13 protein-coding genes are annotated in these 24,463 nt (G+C 35.3%); 9 read left to right on the top strand and 4 right to left on the bottom strand.

The features are described 5' to 3' along the window. Positions 1-10: 10 nt before the first annotated feature. A complete protein-coding gene (locus RMR09_RS04565; protein ID WP_310594628.1) occupies positions 11-649 on the bottom strand; it encodes a rhomboid family intramembrane serine protease in 639 nt (212 codons plus the stop codon). A 112-nt stretch (positions 650-761) separates the two neighbouring features. Here RMR09_RS04565 and RMR09_RS04560 point away from each other — a divergent pair, with 112 nt between their 5' ends. Beyond that, entirely contained in the window at positions 762-1,631 is an 870-nt protein-coding gene (locus RMR09_RS04560) for a lysophospholipid acyltransferase family protein (RefSeq protein ID WP_310594627.1), read from the top strand. A gap of 52 nt (positions 1,632-1,683) precedes the next feature. Here RMR09_RS04560 and glmM read toward each other — a convergent pair whose 3' ends face one another. After that, the gene (glmM, locus tag RMR09_RS04555) at positions 1,684-3,072 is read right to left on the bottom strand and encodes a phosphoglucosamine mutase (RefSeq protein WP_310594626.1); all 1,389 of its coding nucleotides are present in this window, start codon (positions 3,070-3,072) and stop codon (positions 1,684-1,686) included. A gap of 147 nt (positions 3,073-3,219) precedes the next feature. Between glmM and RMR09_RS04550 the strand changes: the two genes are divergently transcribed. From RMR09_RS04550 to RMR09_RS04515, 8 genes are all read left to right on the top strand, one after another. Further along, on the top strand, positions 3,220-3,804 hold the full coding sequence (locus RMR09_RS04550; protein WP_310594625.1) for an ACP phosphodiesterase: 585 nt from the start codon (positions 3,220-3,222) through the stop codon (positions 3,802-3,804). Then, the gene (gene ggt, locus RMR09_RS04545) at positions 3,801-5,483 is read left to right on the top strand and encodes a gamma-glutamyltransferase (RefSeq protein ID WP_310594624.1); all 1,683 of its coding nucleotides are present in this window, start codon (positions 3,801-3,803) and stop codon (positions 5,481-5,483) included. The genes RMR09_RS04550 and ggt overlap by 4 nt, the downstream gene beginning before the upstream one ends. A gap of 9 nt (positions 5,484-5,492) precedes the next feature. Then, positions 5,493-6,158 (top strand): DNA alkylation repair protein, encoded by a 666-nt coding sequence (locus RMR09_RS04540; RefSeq protein ID WP_310594623.1) that lies wholly within the window; start codon positions 5,493-5,495, stop codon positions 6,156-6,158. Positions 6,159-6,188: 30 nt separating this feature from the next. Continuing rightward, entirely contained in the window at positions 6,189-7,973 is a 1,785-nt protein-coding gene (locus RMR09_RS04535; protein WP_310594622.1) for a chloride channel protein, read from the top strand. 114 nt (positions 7,974-8,087) lie between these two features. Continuing rightward, positions 8,088-10,919: an excinuclease ABC subunit UvrA gene (uvrA, locus tag RMR09_RS04530; protein WP_310594621.1), complete on the top strand. Its 2,832-nt coding sequence runs from the start codon at positions 8,088-8,090 to the stop codon at positions 10,917-10,919. A gap of 119 nt (positions 10,920-11,038) precedes the next feature. After that, on the top strand, positions 11,039-11,767 hold the full coding sequence (locus RMR09_RS04525) for a TIGR00730 family Rossman fold protein (protein WP_310594620.1): 729 nt from the start codon (positions 11,039-11,041) through the stop codon (positions 11,765-11,767). Positions 11,768-11,916: 149 nt separating this feature from the next. Then, positions 11,917-14,670: an aminopeptidase gene (locus RMR09_RS04520; protein ID WP_409070958.1), complete on the top strand. Its 2,754-nt coding sequence runs from the start codon at positions 11,917-11,919 to the stop codon at positions 14,668-14,670. Positions 14,671-14,854: 184 nt separating this feature from the next. Further along, positions 14,855-17,263: a thiamine pyrophosphate-dependent enzyme gene (locus tag RMR09_RS04515; protein WP_310594618.1), complete on the top strand. Its 2,409-nt coding sequence runs from the start codon at positions 14,855-14,857 to the stop codon at positions 17,261-17,263. Positions 17,264-17,329: 66 nt separating this feature from the next. Here the strand turns inward: RMR09_RS04515 and RMR09_RS04510 are convergent, their stop codons facing one another. Further along, positions 17,330-18,340 (bottom strand): type IX secretion system membrane protein PorP/SprF, encoded by a 1,011-nt coding sequence (locus RMR09_RS04510; RefSeq protein WP_310594617.1) that lies wholly within the window; start codon positions 18,338-18,340, stop codon positions 17,330-17,332. Between the two features lie 7 nt (positions 18,341-18,347). Beyond that, positions 18,348-24,443, bottom strand: a complete 6,096-nt coding sequence (locus tag RMR09_RS04505; RefSeq protein WP_310594616.1) for a gliding motility-associated C-terminal domain-containing protein — start codon at positions 24,441-24,443, stop codon at positions 18,348-18,350. Positions 24,444-24,463 lie beyond the last annotated feature (20 nt).

Genomic DNA, 24,463 nt, shown 5'->3' with positions numbered 1-24,463 from the left:
TCTTTACCAATTACAACTTCCCTAATCGTTGCATTATAAAAAGAACCACAATAGGAATAGTCAATAAGACAACCATTAAGGTGTGTTCTACTAACAATTGAGGTTGTTCCATTAGTGTGATTACATAGCCGCCAACAGCCCCTCCAAAATGGGCTGAATGTCCAATGTTATCGTTTTGAGATTTCATTCCGTAAATAGAATACAGCAAGTATAAAATTCCAAAAAGATAGGCCGGAATAGGAATCACAAAGAAAAGTCCTAACATCATATCGGGTTGTAATAAGATAGCCGAATACAACACTCCCGTAACTGCTCCAGAAGCACCTACGGCTCGATAACTGTAATTATTTTTATTAAAAATATACGTCAATAGATTCCCGAAAATTAAACTTCCCATATAGATTAGAACAAAAGTCCAATTCCCTAAATACGCTAGAACTAAAGGGGCAAAAAACCAAAGTGTAAGCATATTAAATAGCAAATGGGTCATGTCAACATGCAAAAATCCAGACGATAGCATTCGGATCTGTTCTCCTTTTTGAATACTTCCTATGTGGAATTCGTATTTTCTAAAAAAAGACAAATCGTTAAATCCTTTATAGCTCATCAAAACTGTAACAGCGATGATTCCAATTAGTATCATATTCATATCACTTCATTTATAGTGAATGGTAAAGATAATGATTCGGATAAATTGACCTTGTTCTTCCGAAATTTAAATTCACATTTTTTTTTGAATTATATTTGCCAAAAATAACTGCATGCAATTTCTGATTTTTATAATAAGCTTTCCTTTACTTTGGATAATCTCAATACTCCCATTCCGAGTATTTTATTGGTTCTCAGACCTAGTTTATGTGCTTGTATACTATATAGTAGGCTATCGAAAAAAAATGGTTCGTTATAACTTGTCTATTGCATTACCGCATTTAAGTGAAAAAGAACGATTACAAATCGAAAAAAAGTTTTACCATCACCTTTGTGATATGTTTTTGGAAATGATTAAAACCATGTCTATTTCGGCTGAGGAAATGAACAAACGTTTTACCATTACCAATATCGAGTTAATCAAAGAATACGAAAACAAAGGAAAGAGTTTGATTTTATTGGCTTCGCATTATGCCAGTTGGGAATGGTTAATTTCTATTAATAGCCATATGAAATTCAAAGGAATTGGGGTCTATAAAAAAATTGCCAATCCTTATTTTGATCGGTTAGTGCGAAAAATTCGGGCGAAATATGATGCCGAATTGGTAACTACTTTTAATACAATTCCTTATATTTCTGATAATGAATCCAAAGGAGTTCAAGCACTATATTGTCTTGCTAGCGACCAATCTCCCAAATTGAATCGCGCCTTTCATTGGCAAAAATTCATGGGGATTGAAGTCCCTGTTCACACAGGAGCCGAAATGCTTGCTAAACGATATGATTTGAATGTACTTTTTGTTGATGTACAAAAAGTGGGACGTGGATTTTATGAAGCTACATTTATCCCAATCGGAGAAAATGTAACTCAAATCCCTGATTTTGAAATCACAGATACTTATTTAAAACTTGTCGAAAAACAAATTTTAGAAGCTCCCGAATACTATTTTTGGACGCACAAAAGATGGAAACATCGTAGATAAAAAAATCCCCTTTCGTAACGAAAGGGGATTTTTAATTTAAATGACTTTGGGATTAGATTCCCGCAATTACTTTTATTTCATCAATGATACGTAACGCTAACACATCCGCTTCTTGTTGCGAAGGAGCTTCTGTGTAAATACGGATAATCGGTTCTGTATTGGATTTTCTCAAATGCACCCATTCTGAAGCAAAATCAATCTTCACTCCGTCAATCGTGGTAATATCTTCATTCTTGTATTTCTCAGTCATGGCAACTAAAATAGCATCCACATCAATTTGAGGAGTCAGCTCAATTTTATTTTTGCTCATATAATATTCTGGATACGAAGCGCGTAAAGCAGAAACCGTCATTTTTTTGTTTGCTAAATGTGTCAGGAATAATGCTACTCCTACCAAGCTATCACGTCCGTAATGCAGTTCAGGATAAATGATTCCTCCGTTTCCTTCACCACCAATGATGGCATTATTCTTCTTCATTAACTCTACTACATTCACCTCACCTACAGCACTGGCTTCGTAACTTCCTTTATGCGTATTCGTAACATCACGCAATGCACGAGACGAAGACATATTAGAAACAGTATTGCCCGGAGTTTTACTCAACACATAATCAGCACAAGCTACTAAAGTATACTCTTCTCCAAACATTTCTCCATCTTCAGAAATGAAAGCCAAACGATCCACATCTGGATCTACTACGATTCCAAGGTGAGCTTTTTCTTTAACAACCAATTCTGAAATATCGGTCAAATGTTCTTTTAAAGGTTCTGGATTGTGTGGAAAATGTCCGTTAGGCTCACAATATAGTTTTACTACCTCCACACCCATTAATTCAAGTAGCTTGGGAATAATAATTCCTCCTGATGAGTTCACACCGTCAACAACCACTTTAAATTGAGCTGCTTTTACAGCATCGACATCCACCAAAGGTAAATTCAACACCTCGTCAATATGAATATCCATATAGGCATCGTTTTCTAAAATCGTTCCTAATGAATCAACGTCAGAAAAATCAAAAGCTTCCGCTTCGGCAATTTCTAAAATTTTCTCGCCTTCTACTCCATTCAAAAACTCGCCTTTTTCATTCAATAACTTCAAGGCATTCCATTGCTTTGGATTATGAGAAGCTGTCAAAATAATACCCCCGTCTGCTTTTTCTAAAGGCACCGCTACTTCAACCGTTGGTGTAGTGGACAGTCCCAAATCTATCACATCAATTCCAAGTCCAATTAATGTATTCACAACCAAATTATGAATCATCGGGCCTGAAATTCGGGCATCGCGACCAATTACCACTGATAATTTTTCTTTTCCAGAATAGTTCTTTAACCAAGTCCCATAGGCCGACGCAAATTTAACAGCGTCAACTGGCGTCAGATTATCTCCTACTTTACCTCCGATTGTTCCTCGAATTCCTGATATTGATTTTATTAAAGTCATCTAAATATGAATTAAATTTTGTTTAGAAATACAAATATAAAAGTTCGTATTTAGCAAAACGACATTATTACTACCTTTTTTCTTAAAAATGAAATTCTTTTATGAATTGAACTTTGTATATTTGAAAAGCAACAATCCAAAAACACTATGAATTTCCTTGCTCACATCCATCTTTCTGGCGAAAATGAATTCATCAAAATCGGCAATTTTATGGCCGATGGAGTTCGTGGCAAGCAATATGAAAATTTTGCTCCTGAAATTCAAAAAGGAATTTTGCTCCACCGAGCTATCGATACCTTTACTGATGCACATCCAATATTCCGACAAAGCACTAAAAGATTGCATTCGCGATACCACCATTATGCTGGAGTTATTGTTGATCTATATTACGACCATTTTTTAGCTAAAAATTGGCCCACTCATTCTGATGAAGGATTAGAAAATTATGCTGCCCGTTTTTACCAATCATTGCTCGACAATCACGCTATTTTGACTACCAAAACGCAGCACTTACTTCCGTATATGATGGAACACAATTGGCTAGTAAGTTACCAATCGGTACCTGGATTAGAGCGAATTTTGAGTCAAATGGATCACCGGACGAAAAACCAATCTCAAATGCGGTTTGCAGGAGAAGAACTCGTTGCACACTATGCTATTTTTGAAGAAGAATTCACCTTTTTTTACGAAGAATTACAGTTATTTGCAAAACAAAAATTAACTCAATTATGATACTAAAACGAAGCTATTTCAGTCTTTTGGCACTTGTACTACTTACCCATTTTGCATCGGCGCAAACAGGATTAGTGGCAGATAAAGCCATGGTGGTTTCAGCTCGAGAAGAAGCTTCGAAAATTGGTGTTGCCATCATGAAAAAAGGCGGCAATGCCTTTGATGCCATGGTCGCTACAGAATTAGCTTTGGCGGTAGCCTACCCCTATGCTGGAAATATAGGTGGTGGTGGATTTATGGTGTATCGAAAAGCAAATGGCGAAACTGGAACGTTAGACTATCGAGAAAAAGCACCTTTGAATGCTTCTAAAAATATGTTTTTGGATAAAAATGGAAATCTAATTAAAGGAAAAAGTACTGCTTCTCCATTAGCTATAGGTGTTCCTGGAACTATTGCAGGTGTATTTGCTGTTCATGAAAAATTAGGCTCATTGCCAATGGCAGAAATTATGAAACCTGTAATTGAATTGGCAGAAAAAGGAGTTATTGTTACTCAAAAACAGGAGAAAAGTTTGAACGATTACCGGACTTCCATTATAAAAGCGAATGGAGAAAACACAAAATTTGCTGCTATTTTCAAACAGAATGACACTATTAAATATCCTGCTTTAGCCGAAACACTGAAACGCATTGCTACAAACGGAAAAGAAGAATTTTACAATGGAAAAACGGCTCGAAAACTGGTTCGTTATTTCAAGAAAATTGGAGCAATTATCAGTAAAAAGGACTTAGCGCAATACGAAGCTAGATGGCGCAATCCATTAGAATTTGGATACAAAAATTTAAAAATCATAGCAATGGCGCCTCCAAGTAGTGGCGGGATTTGTTTGGCTCAAATCATGAAGATGATTGAACCATTTGATTTGGCAAAAATGGGTCATAATTCTCCTGAAGCCATTCAAGTGATAGTAGAAGCCGAACGAAGAGCCTATGCTGACCGAAGTTTCTATTTAGGCGATCCTGATTTTGTTCGAATTCCGCTGAAAGAGTTAATGGATAGCAATTATTTGAAAGAGAGAATGTCAACTTTCAATGTAGATAAAGCCACTTTATCCTCTGATATTAAAGAAGGTAAAGTCAATTATGCCGAAAGTACCGAAACTACGCATTATTCCATTGTAGATTCGTTTGGAAATGCCGTTGCAGCTACCACAACTATTAATGATGGTTTTGGATCCAAATACTATTGTGACGAATTAGGCTTTTTCTTGAATAACGAAATGGATGATTTTAGTGCCAAACCCGGCGAACCTAATCTATTTGGATTAGTAGGTAATGAAGCTAATAGTATTGCCCCTCAAAAAAGAATGTTGAGTTCTATGACGCCTACTATTGTTGAAAGAGACGGAAAACTATTTATGGTAGTGGGTTCTCCTGGAGGTTCTACTATTATTACTTCTGTATTACAAACGATTTTGAATGTGTCCGAATATCATTTAAGCATGCAAGAAGCAGTCAATTCGCCTCGTTTTCATCATCAATGGTTACCCGATTTAATTACATTTGAACCCAAAGCTTTTGATACAAAGACTTTAGATGTATTAAAAGCTAAATCCTATTTAATCAACGAAAAAACAACACCTGTTATTGGTAAAGTGGATGCTATTTTGGTTTTACCAAACGGCAAACTCGAAGGAGGAGCTGATTTTAGAGGAGACGATACCGCTGTTGGATTTTAAACAATACTAATGAACTTTATAACCGAATTAGAAAATACATTTGCTGCGAATGCCAAAGCAGAAAATGCTTTGCCCATGGCAAAATACATGAAAAACTTGTTCCCTTTCTTCGGAATCAAAACCGATGAAAGAAGGGCGATTTTTAAATCGTTATGCAAAAAACACCAAACTGAAATTAATAGCAATGTTAGAGCCATAGGATGGGAATTGTTTTTAAAAAAGGAACGCGAACTTCAGTATTGTGGAATCGAAATACTACTGAAAAATTTAAAGAACAACTACCAAGTTGAAGACATTATTTGGATTGAGCAATTGCTTACGACCAATTCTTGGTGGGATAGCGTGGATACGATTTCTAAATTTATTTTAGGTGATTATTTACAACAGTTCCTGAATGAAATCCCAACCGTTATAAAACGATTTTCAACCGCTGAAAACATGTGGCTGAATCGCAGTGTGATTCTATTCCAACTAGGCTATAAATCAAAAACCGATTTTAAATTATTGCAATCACTTTGTATTCAACACAGTCATTCAAACGAATTTTTTATTCGAAAAGCAATTGGTTGGGCGCTTCGAGAATATGCTAAGACTGACCCAGAAGCAGTTCGGGAATTTGTATTACAATCCAACTTAAAGCCTTTAAGCAAAAAAGAAGCATTAAAAAATATTTAATTGTAATTTAGCCGGCTGAAAACCCCACCTATGTTAAAAAATGCTTTACATCGATTAGAACAAACTATTGCTTGGTCCAGATCAAAATTAGGCGATAAGCAATTCATCTTCTTATCAGCGGTTTTGGTTGGAATCTCAGCTGCGTTTGCGGTAATTGTACTTAAAGCTTTTGCGCACTGGGTATTCACTTTTTCTACTTATGTAAGTCGGATTCTAAAATTAGGTTTTTTCAATAGTATTTTACCTATTATCGGGATTCTATTAACGGTTTTTGTAATCAAAAAATTCTTGAGCGGAACCATTCAAAAAGGCACTTCGCAAATTTTATATGCGGTCGCAAAAAAGGCAAGTATTATCCCAAGAAAACAAATGTATGCGCAAATCATTACCAGCTCTTTAACCGTGGGTATGGGTGGTTCTGCAGGATTAGAAAGTCCCATTGTAATCACAGGAGCAGCCTTTGGTTCTAATTATGCACAGAAATACAAATTAAGCTACAAAGACCGTACTTTACTTATTGGCTGTGGAGTTGCCGCTGGTATTGCTGCCGCGTTTAATGCTCCAATCGCGGGAGTGTTATTTGCTATCGAAGTCTTACTCGTTGATGTGAGTATATCTGCCTTTACCCCAATTATGATTGCTGCGGCAACTGGAACTTTGGTTTCGGTAATTGTATTGGATGAGACCATTTTACTTTCGTTCAAGCAACAAGAAGATTTTAATTATCATAACATTCCATTTTATACGTTTTTAGGCGTTTTCACAGGTTTAATTTCCATTTATTATTCTCGGAATTTTCAACGAGTAGAACATTTCTTCAGTCGGTTAAAATTAGGTCCTTATAAAAAAGCGCTTTTTGGTTCTACCCTTCTAGCTGTTTTAATTTATGTGTTCCCAACTCTTTTTGGCGAAGGATATGAAAGCATCCGAATTTTATCCGAAAATGATCCGGGACAATTATTAGAAGATACTTTATTTAGTGGATTTAGAAATAACAGTTGGGTACTTTTACTCTTTGTAGGTTGTACCATGATGCTTAAAGCTTTTGCTACAGGTTTAACCATTGGTAGTGGTGGAAATGGAGGTAATTTTGCTCCTTCGCTGTTTTTAGGATCTTATGTTGGTTTTTTCTTTTCGAAGTTGATTAACCTAATTGGATTAGCCAAATTGCCCGTGAGTAATTTCACTTTAGTTGGAATGGCAGGTATATTAAGTGGTTTGTTTCACGCGCCATTAACCGCCATTTTCTTGATTGCTGAAATTACTGGTGGATATAACTTAATGATACCATTAATGATTGTATCATCGATTAGTTTTGCTATTTCAAAACGCTTCGAAAAACATTCAATGGATGTGAAAAATTTAGCCAAAAAAGGACATGCTTTTACTAGCAATAAAGATGCGAATGTACTTTCAACCTTAGATACAAATTCCATTATTCAAACGGATTATTTGACGGTTTCACCAAATGAAAACCTTGACAAATTGGTTGATCTAATTTCTAATTCTACTCAAGTTGTTTTTGCCGTTGTCAATTCAGAAAATGAATTAGTAGGTATAGTCTATTTCAATGACATCAAAGAGATTATCTTTAATACCTATCGTGTCAAATACACTCAAATTAAAGAAATTATGACTGCTCCTAAAGCAATTCTTACTCCTGAAGATAGTATGGAAGTAGTGATGAATCAATTTGAGCAAACCAAAGTCGCCTTTTTGCCGGTACTCAAAAACAATAAATACTATGGCTTTATCTCAAAATCATTAGCCTTAGAAGCGTATCGTACCAAACTAAAATCCATGACTATAGAATAACGATCTGGTCCATTAGATTTTAACTTACTATTACAGCATCTATTTAACATAAACTTCGCTTGTGTTGTACCAAAAGAATAAATCAAAATAGTAACTTTGCTTTTTGCAAAAATTATGTTAGATAAAGACAATACTATTGAAGTTCAAGGCGCGCGCGTTCACAACCTTAAAAATATCGATATTTCAATTCCACGAGAACAGTTAGTGGTCATCACTGGACTTTCGGGTTCTGGGAAATCGTCTTTGGCTTTTGATACCATTTATGCCGAAGGTCAACGCAGATATATTGAAACATTCTCTGCTTATGCTAGACAATTTTTAGGCGGACTAGAACGTCCTGATGTGGATAAAATTGACGGACTTTCGCCAGTAATTGCTATTGAACAAAAAACAACTAGTAAAAGTCCGCGCTCAACAGTAGGAACTATTACTGAAATCTATGACTTTTTGCGTTTGTTATACGCTCGTGGGGCTGATGCCTACAGTTATAATACGGGTGAGAAAATGGTTTCCTATTCCGATGATCAAATCAAAGACTTGATTATTCAGGATTTTACAGGAAAACGAATCAATATTTTAGCTCCTATTATCCGTGCTAGAAAAGGACATTATGCTGAGCTCTTCCAACAAATCACCAAACAAGGTTTTTTGAAAGTGCGTGTGAATGGAGAAATTCAGGATCTAGTTAGCGGAATGAAATTGGATCGTTATAAAACCCACGACATCGAAATTGTAGTTGATCGAATGGTTATTGAAAATACCGAAGACAACCAAAAACGACTAGCCGAAAGTATCAATACCGCCATGCATCATGGCGAAAATGTATTGATGGTTTTAGATCAAGATTCTAACGAAGTACGTTATTTTAGTAGGAATTTAATGTGTCCTACAACGGGTATTTCCTATCAAAATCCAGAACCCAACTTATTCTCTTTCAACTCTCCAAAAGGTGCTTGTGCGCATTGTAATGGACTGGGTACTGTAAACGAAATTAATCGTAAAAAGATAATTCCTAACCCGAAATTATCCATCAAAAATGGCGGATTTGCTCCTTTGGGCGAATACAAATCGTCTTGGATTTTCAAGCAATTAGAAATCATTGGTGAAAAATACGGTTTCAAATTAACCGATGCGGTGGAAACCATTTCGGAAGAAGCCATGGAAATGATTTTGAACGGTGGCAAAGAAAAATTCACCATCAATTCAAAAGATTTAGGAGTTGCACGAGAATACAAAATTGATTTTGAAGGAATTGCTCATTTCATCAAAAACCAACATGACGAAAGCGGCTCAACAACGATTAAGCGTTGGGCGAAAGAATTCATGGACGAAGTAAAATGTCCGGAATGTGAAGGTTCGCGATTAAAAAAAGAAGCGCTTTTCTTTAAAGTAAACGATAAAAATATTGCCGAATTAAGCGATTTGGATATTTCAGATTTGACAACTTGGTTTCAAGAATTGGAAAGTCATTTGTCTGACAAACAAAAAACAATTGCGTCTGAAGTGATTAAAGAAATCAAAGACCGATTGGATTTCTTAATGAATGTTGGCTTAAATTATTTGGCGTTGAGCCGAAGCTCCAAATCCCTTTCGGGTGGTGAAGCCCAACGCATCCGACTGGCGACACAAATTGGTTCACAGTTGGTCGGTGTATTGTATATTTTGGATGAACCGAGTATTGGTTTGCACCAAAGAGACAACGAAAAATTAATTCATTCTTTGGAACAATTGCGTGATATTGGCAATTCCGTTTTAGTGGTTGAACACGACAAAGACATGATTGAACGTGCTGATTATGTGATTGACATTGGCCCGAAAGCAGGGAAATTTGGTGGCGAAATCATCAGCCAAGGAACACCTGCTGCCATTTTAAAAAGCAATACGATTACTGCGCAATTTATGAATGGCGATATGAAAATCGAAGTTCCTAAAAAGCGTCGGGAAGGCAACGGAAAATTCTTGAAACTAACAGGAGCAACAGGAAATAATTTGAAGAATGTGTCTATCGAGCTGCCTTTAGGTAAAATGATATGCGTGACGGGTGTCTCAGGAAGTGGAAAATCGACTTTGATTAACGAGACCCTCTACCCTATTTTGAACGCCTATTATTTCAACGGAGTAAAAAAACCACAACCTTACAAAAAAATTGAAGGTTTAGAACATATTGACAAAGTCATTGACATTGATCAAAGTCCTATTGGGCGTACGCCAAGGTCTAATCCGGCTACCTATACCGAAGTATTTTCGGAGATTCGAAATCTATTTACGATGACTTCCGAAAGTATGATTCGTGGTTACAAAGCAGGTCGTTTTAGTTTTAATGTCAAAGGTGGTCGTTGCGAAACCTGTGAGGGATCAGGAGTGCGAACTATTGAAATGAACTTTCTACCCGATGTGTACGTAGAATGTGAAACCTGTCAGGGTAAACGTTTTAACAGAGAAACTTTGGAAATTCGTTACAAAGGAAAATCCATTTCAGATGTGTTGAACATGACGGTAGACGAAGCGGTTCCTTTCTTTGAAAATATTCCTAAAATTTACAGAAAAGTCAAAACCATTCAAGAAGTAGGATTGGGATATATTACTCTGGGTCAGCAAAGTACAACACTTTCAGGTGGCGAAGCACAACGAATCAAATTAGCTGGAGAATTGTCTAAAAAAGACACCGGAAATACCTTTTATATTTTAGACGAACCTACTACTGGATTGCATTTTGAAGACATTCGAGTGCTAATGGATGTTATCAATAAATTAGTCGATAAAGGCAATACGATTTTGATTATCGAACACAATATGGACGTGATTAAACTGGCGGATTACATCATTGATATAGGTCCTGAAGGCGGAAAAGGCGGCGGACAATTAGTTGCCAAAGGAACTCCTGAAGAAATCATAAAAAATAAAAATAGTTATACTGCACAATTTCTGAAAAAAGAATTAGTTTAGTAATTGATAAATCTAGCCCTGATAGCAGCGGCATCCTTTTTAAAGTAGACTGAGGCACTCGAAGGCTACTTTAAAAAGATACAGCGGATAGCAGGATTAAGCTCCAAAAAATACAAAAAATGAGACTACAAGACTTTGATAATGATGAAGATAAAGTAATTCAGGACAAACTGAAACAAAAAACATGGAATGAGATTCGTACCAATGATAGTTGGGCGATTTTTAAAATCATGTCGGAATTTGTGAATGGATACGAAACTATGGGGCGTATAGGTCCTTGTGTGACCATTTTTGGCTCTGCCCGAATTCAACCGGAAGATCCGTACTATCTACTAGCTGAAAAAATTGCTTATAAAATCAGTAAAGCGGGTTATGGTGTGATTACTGGTGGTGGTCCAGGGATTATGGAAGCAGGAAATAAAGGGGCGCATTTAGGTGGAGGTACCTCTGTAGGATTGAATATTGAATTGCCTTTTGAACAACATTACAACCCGTATATCGACCGAGATAAAAATTTGAATTTTGATTATTTCTTTGTTCGAAAAGTGATGTTTGTGAAATACTCGCAAGGTTTTGTGGTAATGCCAGGAGGCTTTGGCACCATGGACGAATTATTTGAAGCTATAACATTAATTCAAACTAAAAAGATTGCACGTTTCCCAATTATTTTGGTCGGTACATCGTTTTGGTCGGGTTTAATCGAATGGATAAAAACGGTTTTAATAGAGCGCGAAAAAACAGTTAGTGCCAGCGATTTGGATTTATTTAAAATTGTAGACACCGAAGAAGAAGTGGTAGCGGTTTTAGACGCATTCTATAAAAAATACGACCTAAGCCCTAATTTTTAAAACCGAGTGCTATAGTATTTGATTTGGAATCAGTTCATCACTTGTATCCTTTACTTAAAATTTGACGATTGAAATCATTTCTAAAAATAGTATTTTTTCTACTGATAGTATTAGCTTCAAATAAGCTAGTGGCTCAACATCGTTCTAATATGAATGTGGAGTTAAATCCTGACACTAAAACGCTTAGTATTCAACAGGAAATTACTTTTTTTAATCAGTCCAATGACAGCATCAGTTCAATTGTATTAAACGATTGGAACAATGCCTATTCTGATAAAAATACGCCTTTAGGGAAGCGTTTTTCTGACGAATTTTACAGAGGTTTTCACTTAGCGAATGAAGTAGAGCGTGGTAGAACTTCAAATCTAACCATTTTGAATGAGGAAAAATTATTTTTGTCTTGGCACAGAACAAAAATCAACCCGGATTACATAACGGTTGATCTAAGAGAAAAATTGGCTCCCAATCAAAAAGTAACATTATACCTCACTTACTTTTCAAAAATACCAAGTAACAAATTTACTAAATACGGCTATGCTCCCAACGGAGATCTGAATCTTAAAAATTGGTTTTTAAGTCCCGCACGATATGAGAACAAAGCCTTTGTTAAATATAGCAATAGTAATTTAGACGATATTGCTAATGGAATTTGTGACTATACTATCCATTTTAAAATTCCAAAAGGGCTTTCTTTAACCACAGATTTGAATGTGGAGGAACAAACAGAGGATAAATCACATTCTGATTTCTTATTAAAAGGAGAAAACAGAACCGATTTTAGTGTGTATATTGAATCAAAATCGAGTTTTAATAGTTATCGTAATGAATTGAATGAGGTTATTACCAACATCAGCAGTACTCAATTAGATGCTATTCAAAAAATCATTATCATTAATAGAATAGCTAATTTTACTAATGATTTCATTGGAGTTTATCCCCACCCAAAAATTGTAGTTTCTCAAACTAATTACGATCGAAATCCTTTTTACGGATTGAATCAGTTACCTTCCTTTTTGAACCCATTTGAAGAAGATTTCTTGTTTGAAATCAAGTTTTTAAAAACCTATTTAGACACCTATCTAAAAAACAGTTTGCATCTAGACCCTCGGAAAGACAATTGGATTTACGACGCCTTACAAATGGATGCTATGATGAAATATATTGAACAATACCATCCTGAAAGTAAGATGTTGGGTAGTGCTTCTCGATTCAAATTGCTAAAAAGTTATAATATAACGAATCTGGATTTCAACAAGCAATACAGTTATTTTTATATGCTAATGGCTAGAAAAAATTTAGATCAAGCCCTAGGAATTCCTAAAACCAATTTGATCAAATTTAATGAGCAAATTGCTAGTAAATACCGCGCTGGATTGAGTATTTCATTCTTAGATAGTTATTTAGAAAATAATATTGTAAGTAATAGTATTCATCAGTTTTACGAAAAAAACAAGAAACAACAAGTCACCAATACCGATTTTGAATCTATTCTAAAATCAAATACTGACAAAAACATCAATTGGTTTTTTTCTACTATTGTAAATTCTCGTGAATTGATAGATTATAAATTTTCTAAAGTTTCCAAAACAAAAGACAACATAACATTTTCTATAAAAAACAAAACTGAAATCCCTATACCTATTCCGATTTACGGACTTAGAAACGATACTATTGTTTTCAAAAAATGGCTTGATATCAAAGAATGCGATAGCACCTTTACCATAGAAAAAAAAGGAGCTGATCGAATTATTTTAAACTACAAAAACGAAGTCCCTGAATACAATTTACGGAATAATTGGAAAAAACTAGATGGTTTTTTTCCCAATAATCGTCCAATAAAATTCGTGTTCATGAAGGATTTAGAAGACCCTTATTATAACCAGATTTTATATGTTCCCTCTTTGAACTATAATTTCTATGATGGTCTTTCTCCTGGGTTACGACTACACAATCGAACCATTTTAGACAAACCTTTTTTGTTTGATCTTGGTCCTTCTTATTCTACAAAGTCCAACACTTTTACTGGAGGTGGAGCATTCGTAATCAATCAAAATTACAGAAATAGTAATCTTTACAACGTTAGGTATACAGTAACAGGTTCTTATTTTCATTATGCTCCCGATGCTAGTTATTCAAAAATAACACCTAGTGTGGAGTTCCGTATTCGCGAAAGCGATTTTAGAGACAATCGAAAACAAGCTTTCCTCTTTAGACAAGTAATTGTAAATAAAGAAAAAAGTAATCTATTGGACGGAAGTGATGCTTCACTCGAAAATTATTCGGTATTTAATGCTCGATACTACAACACTAAAACCGAATTAACTCAGCATTTCAATTTCAATTCGGACTTTCAATTTTCTAAAAATTTTGGAAAAGCAATCACCGAGATGGGGTACCGAAAATTATTTGAGAATAATCATCAAATCAATTTACGTTTGTATGCTGGTTTCTTTCTGTATAACACCACTCATTCTGATTACTTTAGTTTTTCATTGGATCACCCAAGTGATTATCTTTTTGACTACAACTATTACGGAAGATCTGAAAGTAAGGGATTCTTTAGTCAGCAATACATTGAAGCAGAAGGTGGTTTTAAATCAAAATTAAGCACTACGTATGCTAATCAATGGATGACAACTTTAAATGGGAGTTTCAATATCTGGAATTGGATTGAGTTGTACGGAGATATGGGACTTATTAAAAATAAGTATCAATCTCCTCAATTCGTATACGATAGCGGTGTTCGGCTTAATTTAGTTACGGACTATTTCGAATTGTATTTTCCTGTTTACTCTTCTAACGGATTCGAATTCAATCAAAAAAATTATAATGAAAAGGTTCGATTTGTAATCACCTTCTCGCCTAGTACACTTATCAATTTATTTAACAGAAAGTGGTTTTAATAATTTTCGATTTATCCGACTTAAATTACATTTTATTTAACAAATTACATTTTTACAAACAATAATTCAACAAAAAACTATAATTCGTTAAAATGATTAGAAAAAACAAAATTTAATTATTAGACTAATTATGAAAATAAGTAGTTTTTAATTAGATTTGTACATTATGTCATCCTTTTCAATTATGATAAAAGAAAAAACGAATACAACGTTAACGTTTGAAGACTTCAAGACTGAAGTTTTAAATGACTACAAAATTGCTATTACTAGCAGGGAATGTAGTTTATTAGGACGTAAAGAGGTACTAACTGGAAAGGCAAAATTTGGGATTTTTGGAGACGGTAAAGAAGTTCCCCAATTAGCAATGGCTAAATCTTTCAAAGATGGTGATTTCCGTTCTGGTTATTATCGTGATCAAACGTTCATGATGGCCATTGGAAAATTAACCATAAAACAGTTTTTTGCAGGTTTATACGGTCATACGGATTTGGATTATGAGCCCATGTCTGCAGGAAGACAAATGGGTGGTCATTTTGTAACCCATAGTTTAAATGAAGATGGCTCTTGGAAGAATTTAACTGAACAAAAAAACTCAAGCTCAGACATCTCCCCTACGGCGGCACAAATGCCACGCCTTTTAGGATTAGCCTACGCTTCAAAAATATACAGACAAGTCCCAGGCATCACTAACGCTGGTAATTTTTCTAACGAAGGAAATGAAATTGCATGGGGTACTATTGGCAATGCCAGTACCTCTGAGGGAGTTTTCTTCGAAACTATAAATGCAGCTGGTGTATTACAGGTACCCATGGTAATGAGTGTTTGGGATGACGAATATGGTATCTCTGTTCATGCAAAACATCAAACCACAAAAGAATCTATCTCTGAAATTTTAAAAGGATATCAAAGAGAAGAAGGTACTAATGGATTTGAAATCTTAAAAGTAAAAGGTTGGGATTATGCCGACTTAATTGCTACTTATGAAAAAGCAGCTGATTTAGCTCGAGAACAACACGTTCCTGTTTTAATTCATGTATCTCAACTAACTCAACCGCAAGGTCATTCAAGTTCAGGTTCTCATGAGCGATATAAAAGTGCTGATAGATTAGCTTGGGAAAAAGACTATGATTGTATTCGTCAAATGCGATTGTGGATGATTGCTATTAATATCGCATCGCCAGAAGAACTTGACGAAATCGATGCTACCGCTAAAAAAGAAGTTCTCGAAGGGAAGAAAGAAGCTTGGAAAGAATTTATTGAGCCCATCCTAAACGAACAAAAAGAACTATTATCACTACTTGAAAGAGTAGCTGAAACGAGTCAAAATAAAACCAAAATACTTCAACACGTTTCCGTTTTAAAGAATATTAAAGATCCTTTAAAGAAGGAAATAGTAAGTACAGCTCGTAAAGCTTTGCGCTTGTTGATTAACGAAAATGGAAAGAACGAAGTAGCAAAATGGATTCAAAATTACACTGAAGTAACTCAGAAAAAATTCAGTAGTCATTTGCATTCCGAATCCAATGCTAACATTTACTCTGTAGAACCAATAGCACCTAAATACAACGAGAATACTATAGCTGATACGGATGGTCGAATGATCTTAAGAGACAACTTCGATGCTTTGTTTACCAAATACCCTGAAGCTTTAGTTTTTGGCGAAGATGCAGGAAATATTGGCGATGTGAACCAAGGCCTAGAAGGCATGCAGGAAAAATACGGAGAATTACGTGTTACTGATGCTGGCATAAGAGAGGCAACGATTATAGGTCAAGGTATAGGATTGGCTTTAAGAGGGCTTCGTCCAATTGCTGAAATACAATACTTAGATTATTTATTGTATGCTATTCAAATTTTAAGTGATGACTTAGCTACTTTACAATACAGAACTTTTGGACGACAAAAAGCGCCCTTAATTATTCGTACTCGAGGTCATCGACTAGAAGGTATTTGGCACTCTGGCTCTCCAATGGGAATGATTATTAATGCCATCCGAGGAATTCACGTTTTGGTACCTAGAAACATGACACAAGCGGCTGGATTCTACAATACGCTCTTAGAGTCGGATGAACCAGCTTTGGTTGTAGAATGTTTAAATGGATACCGATTAAAAGAAAAAGCTCCTTTGAATTATGGTGAATTCAAGACACCCATCGGAATTGTTGAAACTTTAAGAGAGGGAAAAGACATAACTTTAGTTTCTTATGGTTCTACCTTGCGATTAGTAGAACAAGCGGCTAATGAATTAGCTGAAATTGGCATTGATTGTGAAGTCATCGATATTCAATCTTTATTACCATTTGACATCAATAAGGACATTGTAAAAAGTATTGCAAAAACCAATCGTTTATTAGTAATAGACGAAGATGTTCCTGGAGGAGCTTCGGCTTATATACTGCAACAAATTTTAGAAGAGCAAGATGCCTATTCTTATTTGGATAGTAAACCGCTCACCCTTACATCAAAAGCGCACCGACCTGCTTATGGTACGGATGGTGATTATTTCTCCAAACCTTCTGCAGATGATATTTTTGAAAAAATATACGCAATGATGAATGAGATGAATCCTGCTCAATTTCCAGATTTATATTAATTTTAATGCTAACTATAAATTAAAAAGGCTACCAATTTGGTAGCCTTTCTTATATCTGGAGAACACTTATTGCATATCGTAAAAACGGCTATTATTACCTCTTCTGTTTTTCTTAAATGGATTGAAATCAAAAGTCACATATAACTCAAAAGTATTATACGTAGTCCCCCCTACTTTTTTACTTCCAATATCAAAGGAATAATTAGCCCCTACTTCAATTTCTTCAATAAAAACACTCAATGAAGTTCCCATTTGTGAAACTGAAAATCCATCGTATTTATTAAAATGCTCATTAATTCCAAAAGATATATTTCCTAGTATAGCTTCTTGGTACAAATCAAATCGCGTTTTTGCTCCTTGTTTAGAAAATGAATTAAACAAATACAAGTACGAATTCTCAGGCAAAAAAGTACTTTGCCCATAAGGATTTAAGTCTTTTTCATAACCAGATTGAAAGGACATGAACATGTCTTTTTTATTACTAGCATTACTATTAAAAGAAGTCTCTGGACTATTAATGTGTTTCAAATTAAATCCAAAAAACATATTCCGATTATTATGAACTACTGCTCCAGCACCGATATCCAAATAATTAATCTTGTTATCAATATTAACTGGATCTCTAGAAACCCCTGCAATATAACCTGTCAATACATTGATTTGATCTTCAAAAACTAATGAAGAATAATCTAGTCTACTATTTCCATACCCTACCGATATTGAGGGATTAAAAGTCCATTCATACGATAATTGCGCTTTATAGATATAATGCAAATTGGCCTCTGTTACAGAATATCCCAATTGACTAATCTTGGTCGAATTAACATCTAAAGCCAATGAAAAATCATTATCTGCAAAATAATGATTGGCAAAACCAAATCGATTTTCAATCTTACTCCCCTCGTTATACCCCTCAGTACTATAAATAACACCTGCTTTAGAGGAATCCCCAAAACCATAGAAACTTGGATTGATGGTCCCCATTACTTTATTCTGATTTTTCATAGTAAAGTCTTGAGCAGAAGTAATTTGAACAACAACAAGTGCAAATAGTACATATATATATTTAATTCTCATAATCATTTTATTTAATAAGCATGAATTGACCTTCTTTCTCAATTATTTTATCATTGATGGTTTTAGCCATAATGTAATAACGGTAATTACCATTCTTTGGTTCTGAATTTACTTTTTCAATTCCGTTCCATCCCCAATCCGTAGGAAGCGAAGCGGTATCAGAACTAACTTCATAAATCAAGTTACCCCAATTATCATAGATATACATACTCACTTCTTTTAATCCTAACAATGAAGGTCTAAACAAATCATTGATTCCATCATTATTTGGTGAGAAAGCAGTTGGTAACATAATACCTGCGCCTTGACCTACAGTTAGAATTTCAGTAATAGAACGTGAACAACCAAATTTATTATACACTGTTAAGGTTACTGGATACAATCCGTCAATAGCATAGGTATGGAATACTGTAGTGATACTTTCTCCTGAGCTATTTGGATTGATATCTTTTGGATTGTAGAATACTTTATAAGGACTATTATCTCCAAAATCCCAAACAATATGATCGTATTCGACAGGAATATTTGATGCCGATAATCCATTGGTAAATTGTACACTTTCATTAACTGACACAGCTCCATAAGTAGTTAAATTATGAGAGGTATAATTTAATTGAGGATTTACAATATTCGTATTAATAGTTGCTGTATCCCAACAATTTTGACTATTCATTACTTTGATAATTCCTGTTGGAGTGGTTGGATTTGAAATAGATAATTCATAAGCATTATTTCCTAAACTCAAATGAGAAACTATTACGTTATTATAATAGAATGTAAGATTGGTATCTAAGCTAGACACGGTAATCCTAACTTTTCCAGAAGTATTAGCACACAAATTCTCGTCTAAACTTACCGAATCAATATGTAATGTGCTAAAATCTTGAATTGTGAATAAATAAGGTTCAGTAGTGCAATTATTACTATCTGTTACTGATAGATAATACAATCCTGCTTTTAGATTACAAATATTATAATAATTATTATTTGGAGGCACCACCGTATTTAATACTTGTGATGAAGGATCCAGATATTGTAACATAAATCGAGTATAAATACCACTTCCACCTGAATAATTAAAATTAGCGCATCCTAGAGCCCCATTACAACTTACATTTGTTGTCGATACTAAAGCAATGTTTATTGGTTGTGCTGGTAATACCGTATAGGTTTTCGTTGGTAATGGGCAACCTACTGCATCAGTTCCTGTAAGTGTATAATCACCCGCTACCAAACCTGTAATACTTGTTAGATTTTGTTGGAATCCATTTGGACCGGCCCAATGAACGGCATACGACCCATTCGAAGAAACTCCACCAATGATTGTAACTGAAATACCTCCATTACTTGAAGTACTACAAGAAACATTAGTAACTATTTCATTCGTTATAAACATTGGAATAGACACTTTTAATACACCGGTTTTCACCACACTGCATGGTAATGAAGTGATGGTATAATTAAAAACTCCTGCTTGAGTAGGTGTCCCACTAATCACAAGCTCTCCTGTAGCAGGTGTAAATGTAGCTGCAACTCCTGCTGGCAATCCCGCAACAGTAGCCCCTGTGGCTCCAACTATCGTGTATTTTATAGGATTGATTGGAGAGTTAAAATTAGTCTGACAAAGTGTTTGCAAATCAGTACCAGTAGCCGATGTCAAATCAATTGAAACCGCTGAGTTCACATTAGAAATAGTAATGTTTTCCGTTTTAGAGCATCCTGATGTAGTAATCGGAATTGTAAATGTTCCGTTAACTGTTGGATTTCCTTGAATAGTATATACACCTGTAAGAACATCACGCGAAATGGTTACTCCCGTAGGTAAAATTGGCGCAATAATTCCTGTCGCACCCCCTCCAACACTAAATCGTATTGGCACAATTGGTCCATTCAAACATACCGCTTGATTCAACGTTGTTGTTGCGCTTAAGAAAGTAATTATAGCAGCAGGTTTTATATCCAAACTAATACTAGTACTTGCCGAAGCACTACATCCACCTTGCGTAGTAATTACATAATTCTGAGGTAAACTTGTAGCTACTGTTGGAGTTCCTGATATTGTAACTATACCATTAGTGGTATCTACACTAGCTGTAACTCCATTAGGCAATACAGGATTAACAGTTACACTAGTAATTCCTGAAGCAATTGTGAACACTACAGGATCAATTGCATTATTAATACAAGCTGTTTGATTAGTATTACCAGACAATAAACTTATAGATTGCACTGGATTCACTTTTATCACTCCTACGATACTATTGCCACAACTTGTAGAAGATGTAATGGTATAAGGAAATGAACCACTTTGTGTTGGAGTTCCTGAAATAATTCCTGTTGCCGAATTAAATGAAAGCCCCGTTGGTAAAGTTCCTGTTAAACGTAACACTTCTGAAGAAGGTGATATCGCATATTTAATTGGTGTAGACAAAGTAGTTCCTACGCATAATGTAGGATTTGGATTCCCTGAAACCAAACTAACTGTTGCATTTTGATTAATTTCAATATTTCCAGAATAGGTAGTTTGATCACAAATTCCATATGATTGAATGGTATAAGTAAAATTGCCAACATCACAAGATGTTCCTGAAATTGTCAGAACATTGGACGCGATAGACCAAATAAGTCCTGTAGGTGCATGTGGAGAGAAAGTAACATCACCTCCGGTAGCTCCTCCTCCAAGACTATATGTTATAGGTTTAATAGCTGAACAAGCACATACTTTCTGATTTACAGTTGTTGGAGTCAACACCGTAATTGTATCATTAGCATTAATAGTTAATGTACCTCCAAGAGTACTATCGCAACCATTTACTGAACCCGCTGTATGAATTACATAATTAAACACCCCTGTAGCTGTTGGACTTCCAGAAATAGTAAGGGTATGAGATATTGAATTAAACACCCCATTAACTCCTGTTGGTAAATTAGTAACATAAGCACTTGATGCCGATCCTCCAATTGTAAAAACTGCTGGATTCATCGCACTATCTTGACAAAGTGTTTGACTAACAATCATGCCGCTCTGAGGAACAATCGTACCCCCTTGTTGTACGTTGACATATGCTTCACTAGGTAAAGTAATGGATGTATTCAAACAAGTTGACGGACTCGAATCTCTAACACTTAAAAGAGTAATCGTATAATTACCCACAGTTGTTGTAGGAATGGCTACTGAAACTGTACTACTAGATGCTGTTGTTGACACAGTTTGAACTGCTCCCGAATTAATTCTGTATTGGAATACATAAGGAGGAGTCGCATTAGATCCTGTGAATGTAATAATAGGTTGAGTATCATTTTGACAAACCGTATAATTAGTCAATCCTGAAATTGTGGCCGAAGGTAAAGGATTAATTTTAACGACTACCGGTTTAATATTTGAACAACCATTAGCATCAGTTCCTTTAATAAAATATGTCCCAGAAGTAGCTATTGCAGATGGATCAACAATTCCTATGGTTGTAGCATTATCATTCCAATATCCGTAAGTTAATCCTACACTTGAACCTGAAGTAGTATTTGTAATATTAACTGTATTAGGAACACAAACTTCAGCTGGATTAGTAACTATTAATGTAGGTAATGGATTTACAGTAACTACTGCACTTCCTGTTTGCATTTGTGAACAAGTGGTAGTGCTGCTATCGCTGACACTAACTAAATTATAAGTATAAATCCCAACTGTATTGGTTGGTACTGTAATTGTAGCTATTGAACCAACTGATGTAATAGTTTGATTTGCCCCTCCATTGATTGTATAAGTAAATGTGTACGGAGCTGTTCCATTAGATCCAGAAAAAGTAATTGTAGGATTTGCACTAGAAGTACAAACTGATCGAGTACCAGAAATAGTTGCTTGTGGAGATGGATTCACTGTAATTACGGCAGAACCTGTTTGGTTTTGCATACAAGCCGATGAACTTGAATCTTGAACACTCAATAAATTATAATTGAATACACCTGATGTTACAGTTGAAGCCTGTAATGTTACACTATTTCCTGATGAAGTAGTTATAATTTGAGGTGTCCCTCCATTAACAGCATATCTAAATGTGTAAGGAGCTGTTCCTCCACTACCCGTAAAGGTAATTAATGGACTAGCACTATTACTACAAATTGTAGTTGTTCCACTTATTGTTGCAGATGGTAACGGATTAACAACTACCGTAACCGATTTTATGTCATAACAACCGAAAGTATTAGTAGCTTTAATATAATAGGTACCTGAGCCAGATGTGGTAGGAGTTGTATATGGGAGTGTTGCTAAAGCATCTTTCCAATAGGTATAAATTAATCCCGAATCTGAACCAGTAGTTGTTGCTGTAATATCTACTGTATTTGGTTCACAAACTGCTGCAGGCTGATTAACTACTAATACGGGGATTGAATTAACAATAACAGTTGCTGTACCTGTTTGTAATTGAGAACAAGTAGTAGTGCTTGAATCTTGTACACTGATCAAATTATACACTTTAGTTCCTGATGCAGCAGTCGAAGTAGTTAGTGAGACTGTATTTCCAATACTACTAACAATGGTTTGATTGACTCCTCCATTAATAGTATAGGTGAAAGTGTAAGGAGCTGTACCATTAGCACCAGTTAAAACAACTAACGGATTAGTATCATTTTTACATACCGAAACTGTTCCTGAAATTGAGGCTGTTGGTAAAGGATTGACTACTACAGACAAATCAATGGTTTTAGAACAACCAGAACTATTAGTAGGTAGGATAATCTTATAAATCACTGTCTTGCTAGATGATGTTGTATTAGTTAACACTTCACTAATTGAACTAGTTCCAGAACTAGCTGACTCACTTATTCCAACAACAGATGCACGTGTCCAGTTTATCACTCCTGATGTAGTTGTAGTAGGAGTATAATTAAACGTAGTTCCTGAACAAATGGCTACTGGATTTGCTGAAGAAGTTAAACTTGGTATTGGTTTAACCGCAACTGTTACAGTTGCTACATTAGAACAAGCTGTTGGATTAGGACCAGTGATAGCATATTGATAAATTACATTAATAGGATTTGAAGTAGTATTAACCAACGTCTCATTAATATTACCATTACCAGAAGCAACTGGATTAGTTATTCCACTTTGAATAGCTCTTGTCCATGCAAAAGAAGTGCCAGTGGTTGCCGATGTTGGAACATAGGTAAACATTGAATCACTACAAATTGCAGCAGGAGTCAATGCACTAGACAAACTAGGTTTGGCAACCATTGTAATTGGGTAATTCGATGAAACAGGACCTGCACCGCACGCATTATTAGCTATAACACTTAAGTTTCCTGAGGTATCATTGGATTGATAATTAACTGTAATTGTATTTGTTCCTGTCAAGACCGTACTTCCGTTTGGAAGTGTCCATGAATAACTAGTAGCTCCTGGTAATGCCAAAGCAGTATATTCTACACCTATAGTCCCTTCACAAACCAATTGTTGTCCACTAATAGTAGTAGCTGTAGGAAGTGCATTTACAGTAACTGCAAATGTTGATATAGAACCATTACCACAACCATTCGATCCAAAAACAGATACATTTCCTGAAACAGAACCTATTCCATATCGTACTGTAATAGTATTGGTATTTTGACCTGATACTATGGTTGCTCCTGATGGAACTGACCAATTATAACTTACCACACTTGAATTAACTGGAACGGTATAAGTAATTGTTGAACTTGAACTTTGACAGATGCTATTTCCAGCACTTGAAGTTACAGGTCCTAAATTAGGAATAGAACAATTAACCGTAAGAGTAACTGAGTCTGAATTAGTACTTGTACTACATGCTCCTACTCCATTTACAGTCAAAGTTAAAACCTCAGAAGTACAATTGTTACTAAATGAATTATATAAAACCGGATTTCCTAATGTAAATGTACCCGAACCAGAAGTAGTCCAATTCTGAGTGCCTCCATTAGCAACAATAGTACCTGTTATAGAAAAAGCATCAATTGGTTGGCCTGCTATATAACAAGTTGTACCACTTACACCTGCTTCAACAACAGGTAAAGCCTGAATATTAACAGTTATATCTTCATATACTGCGGTAGTAGATGGACATCCTAACTTTGGACTAACATACAAACGAACCACTGCCGTTTTAC

The organism is Flavobacterium sp., assembly GCF_031537875.1.
Lineage (GTDB): Bacteria > Bacteroidota > Bacteroidia > Flavobacteriales > Flavobacteriaceae > Flavobacterium.
The sequence above is the reverse complement of the archived record's forward strand: the minus strand, read 5'-3'. Positions and strand labels throughout refer to the sequence as shown.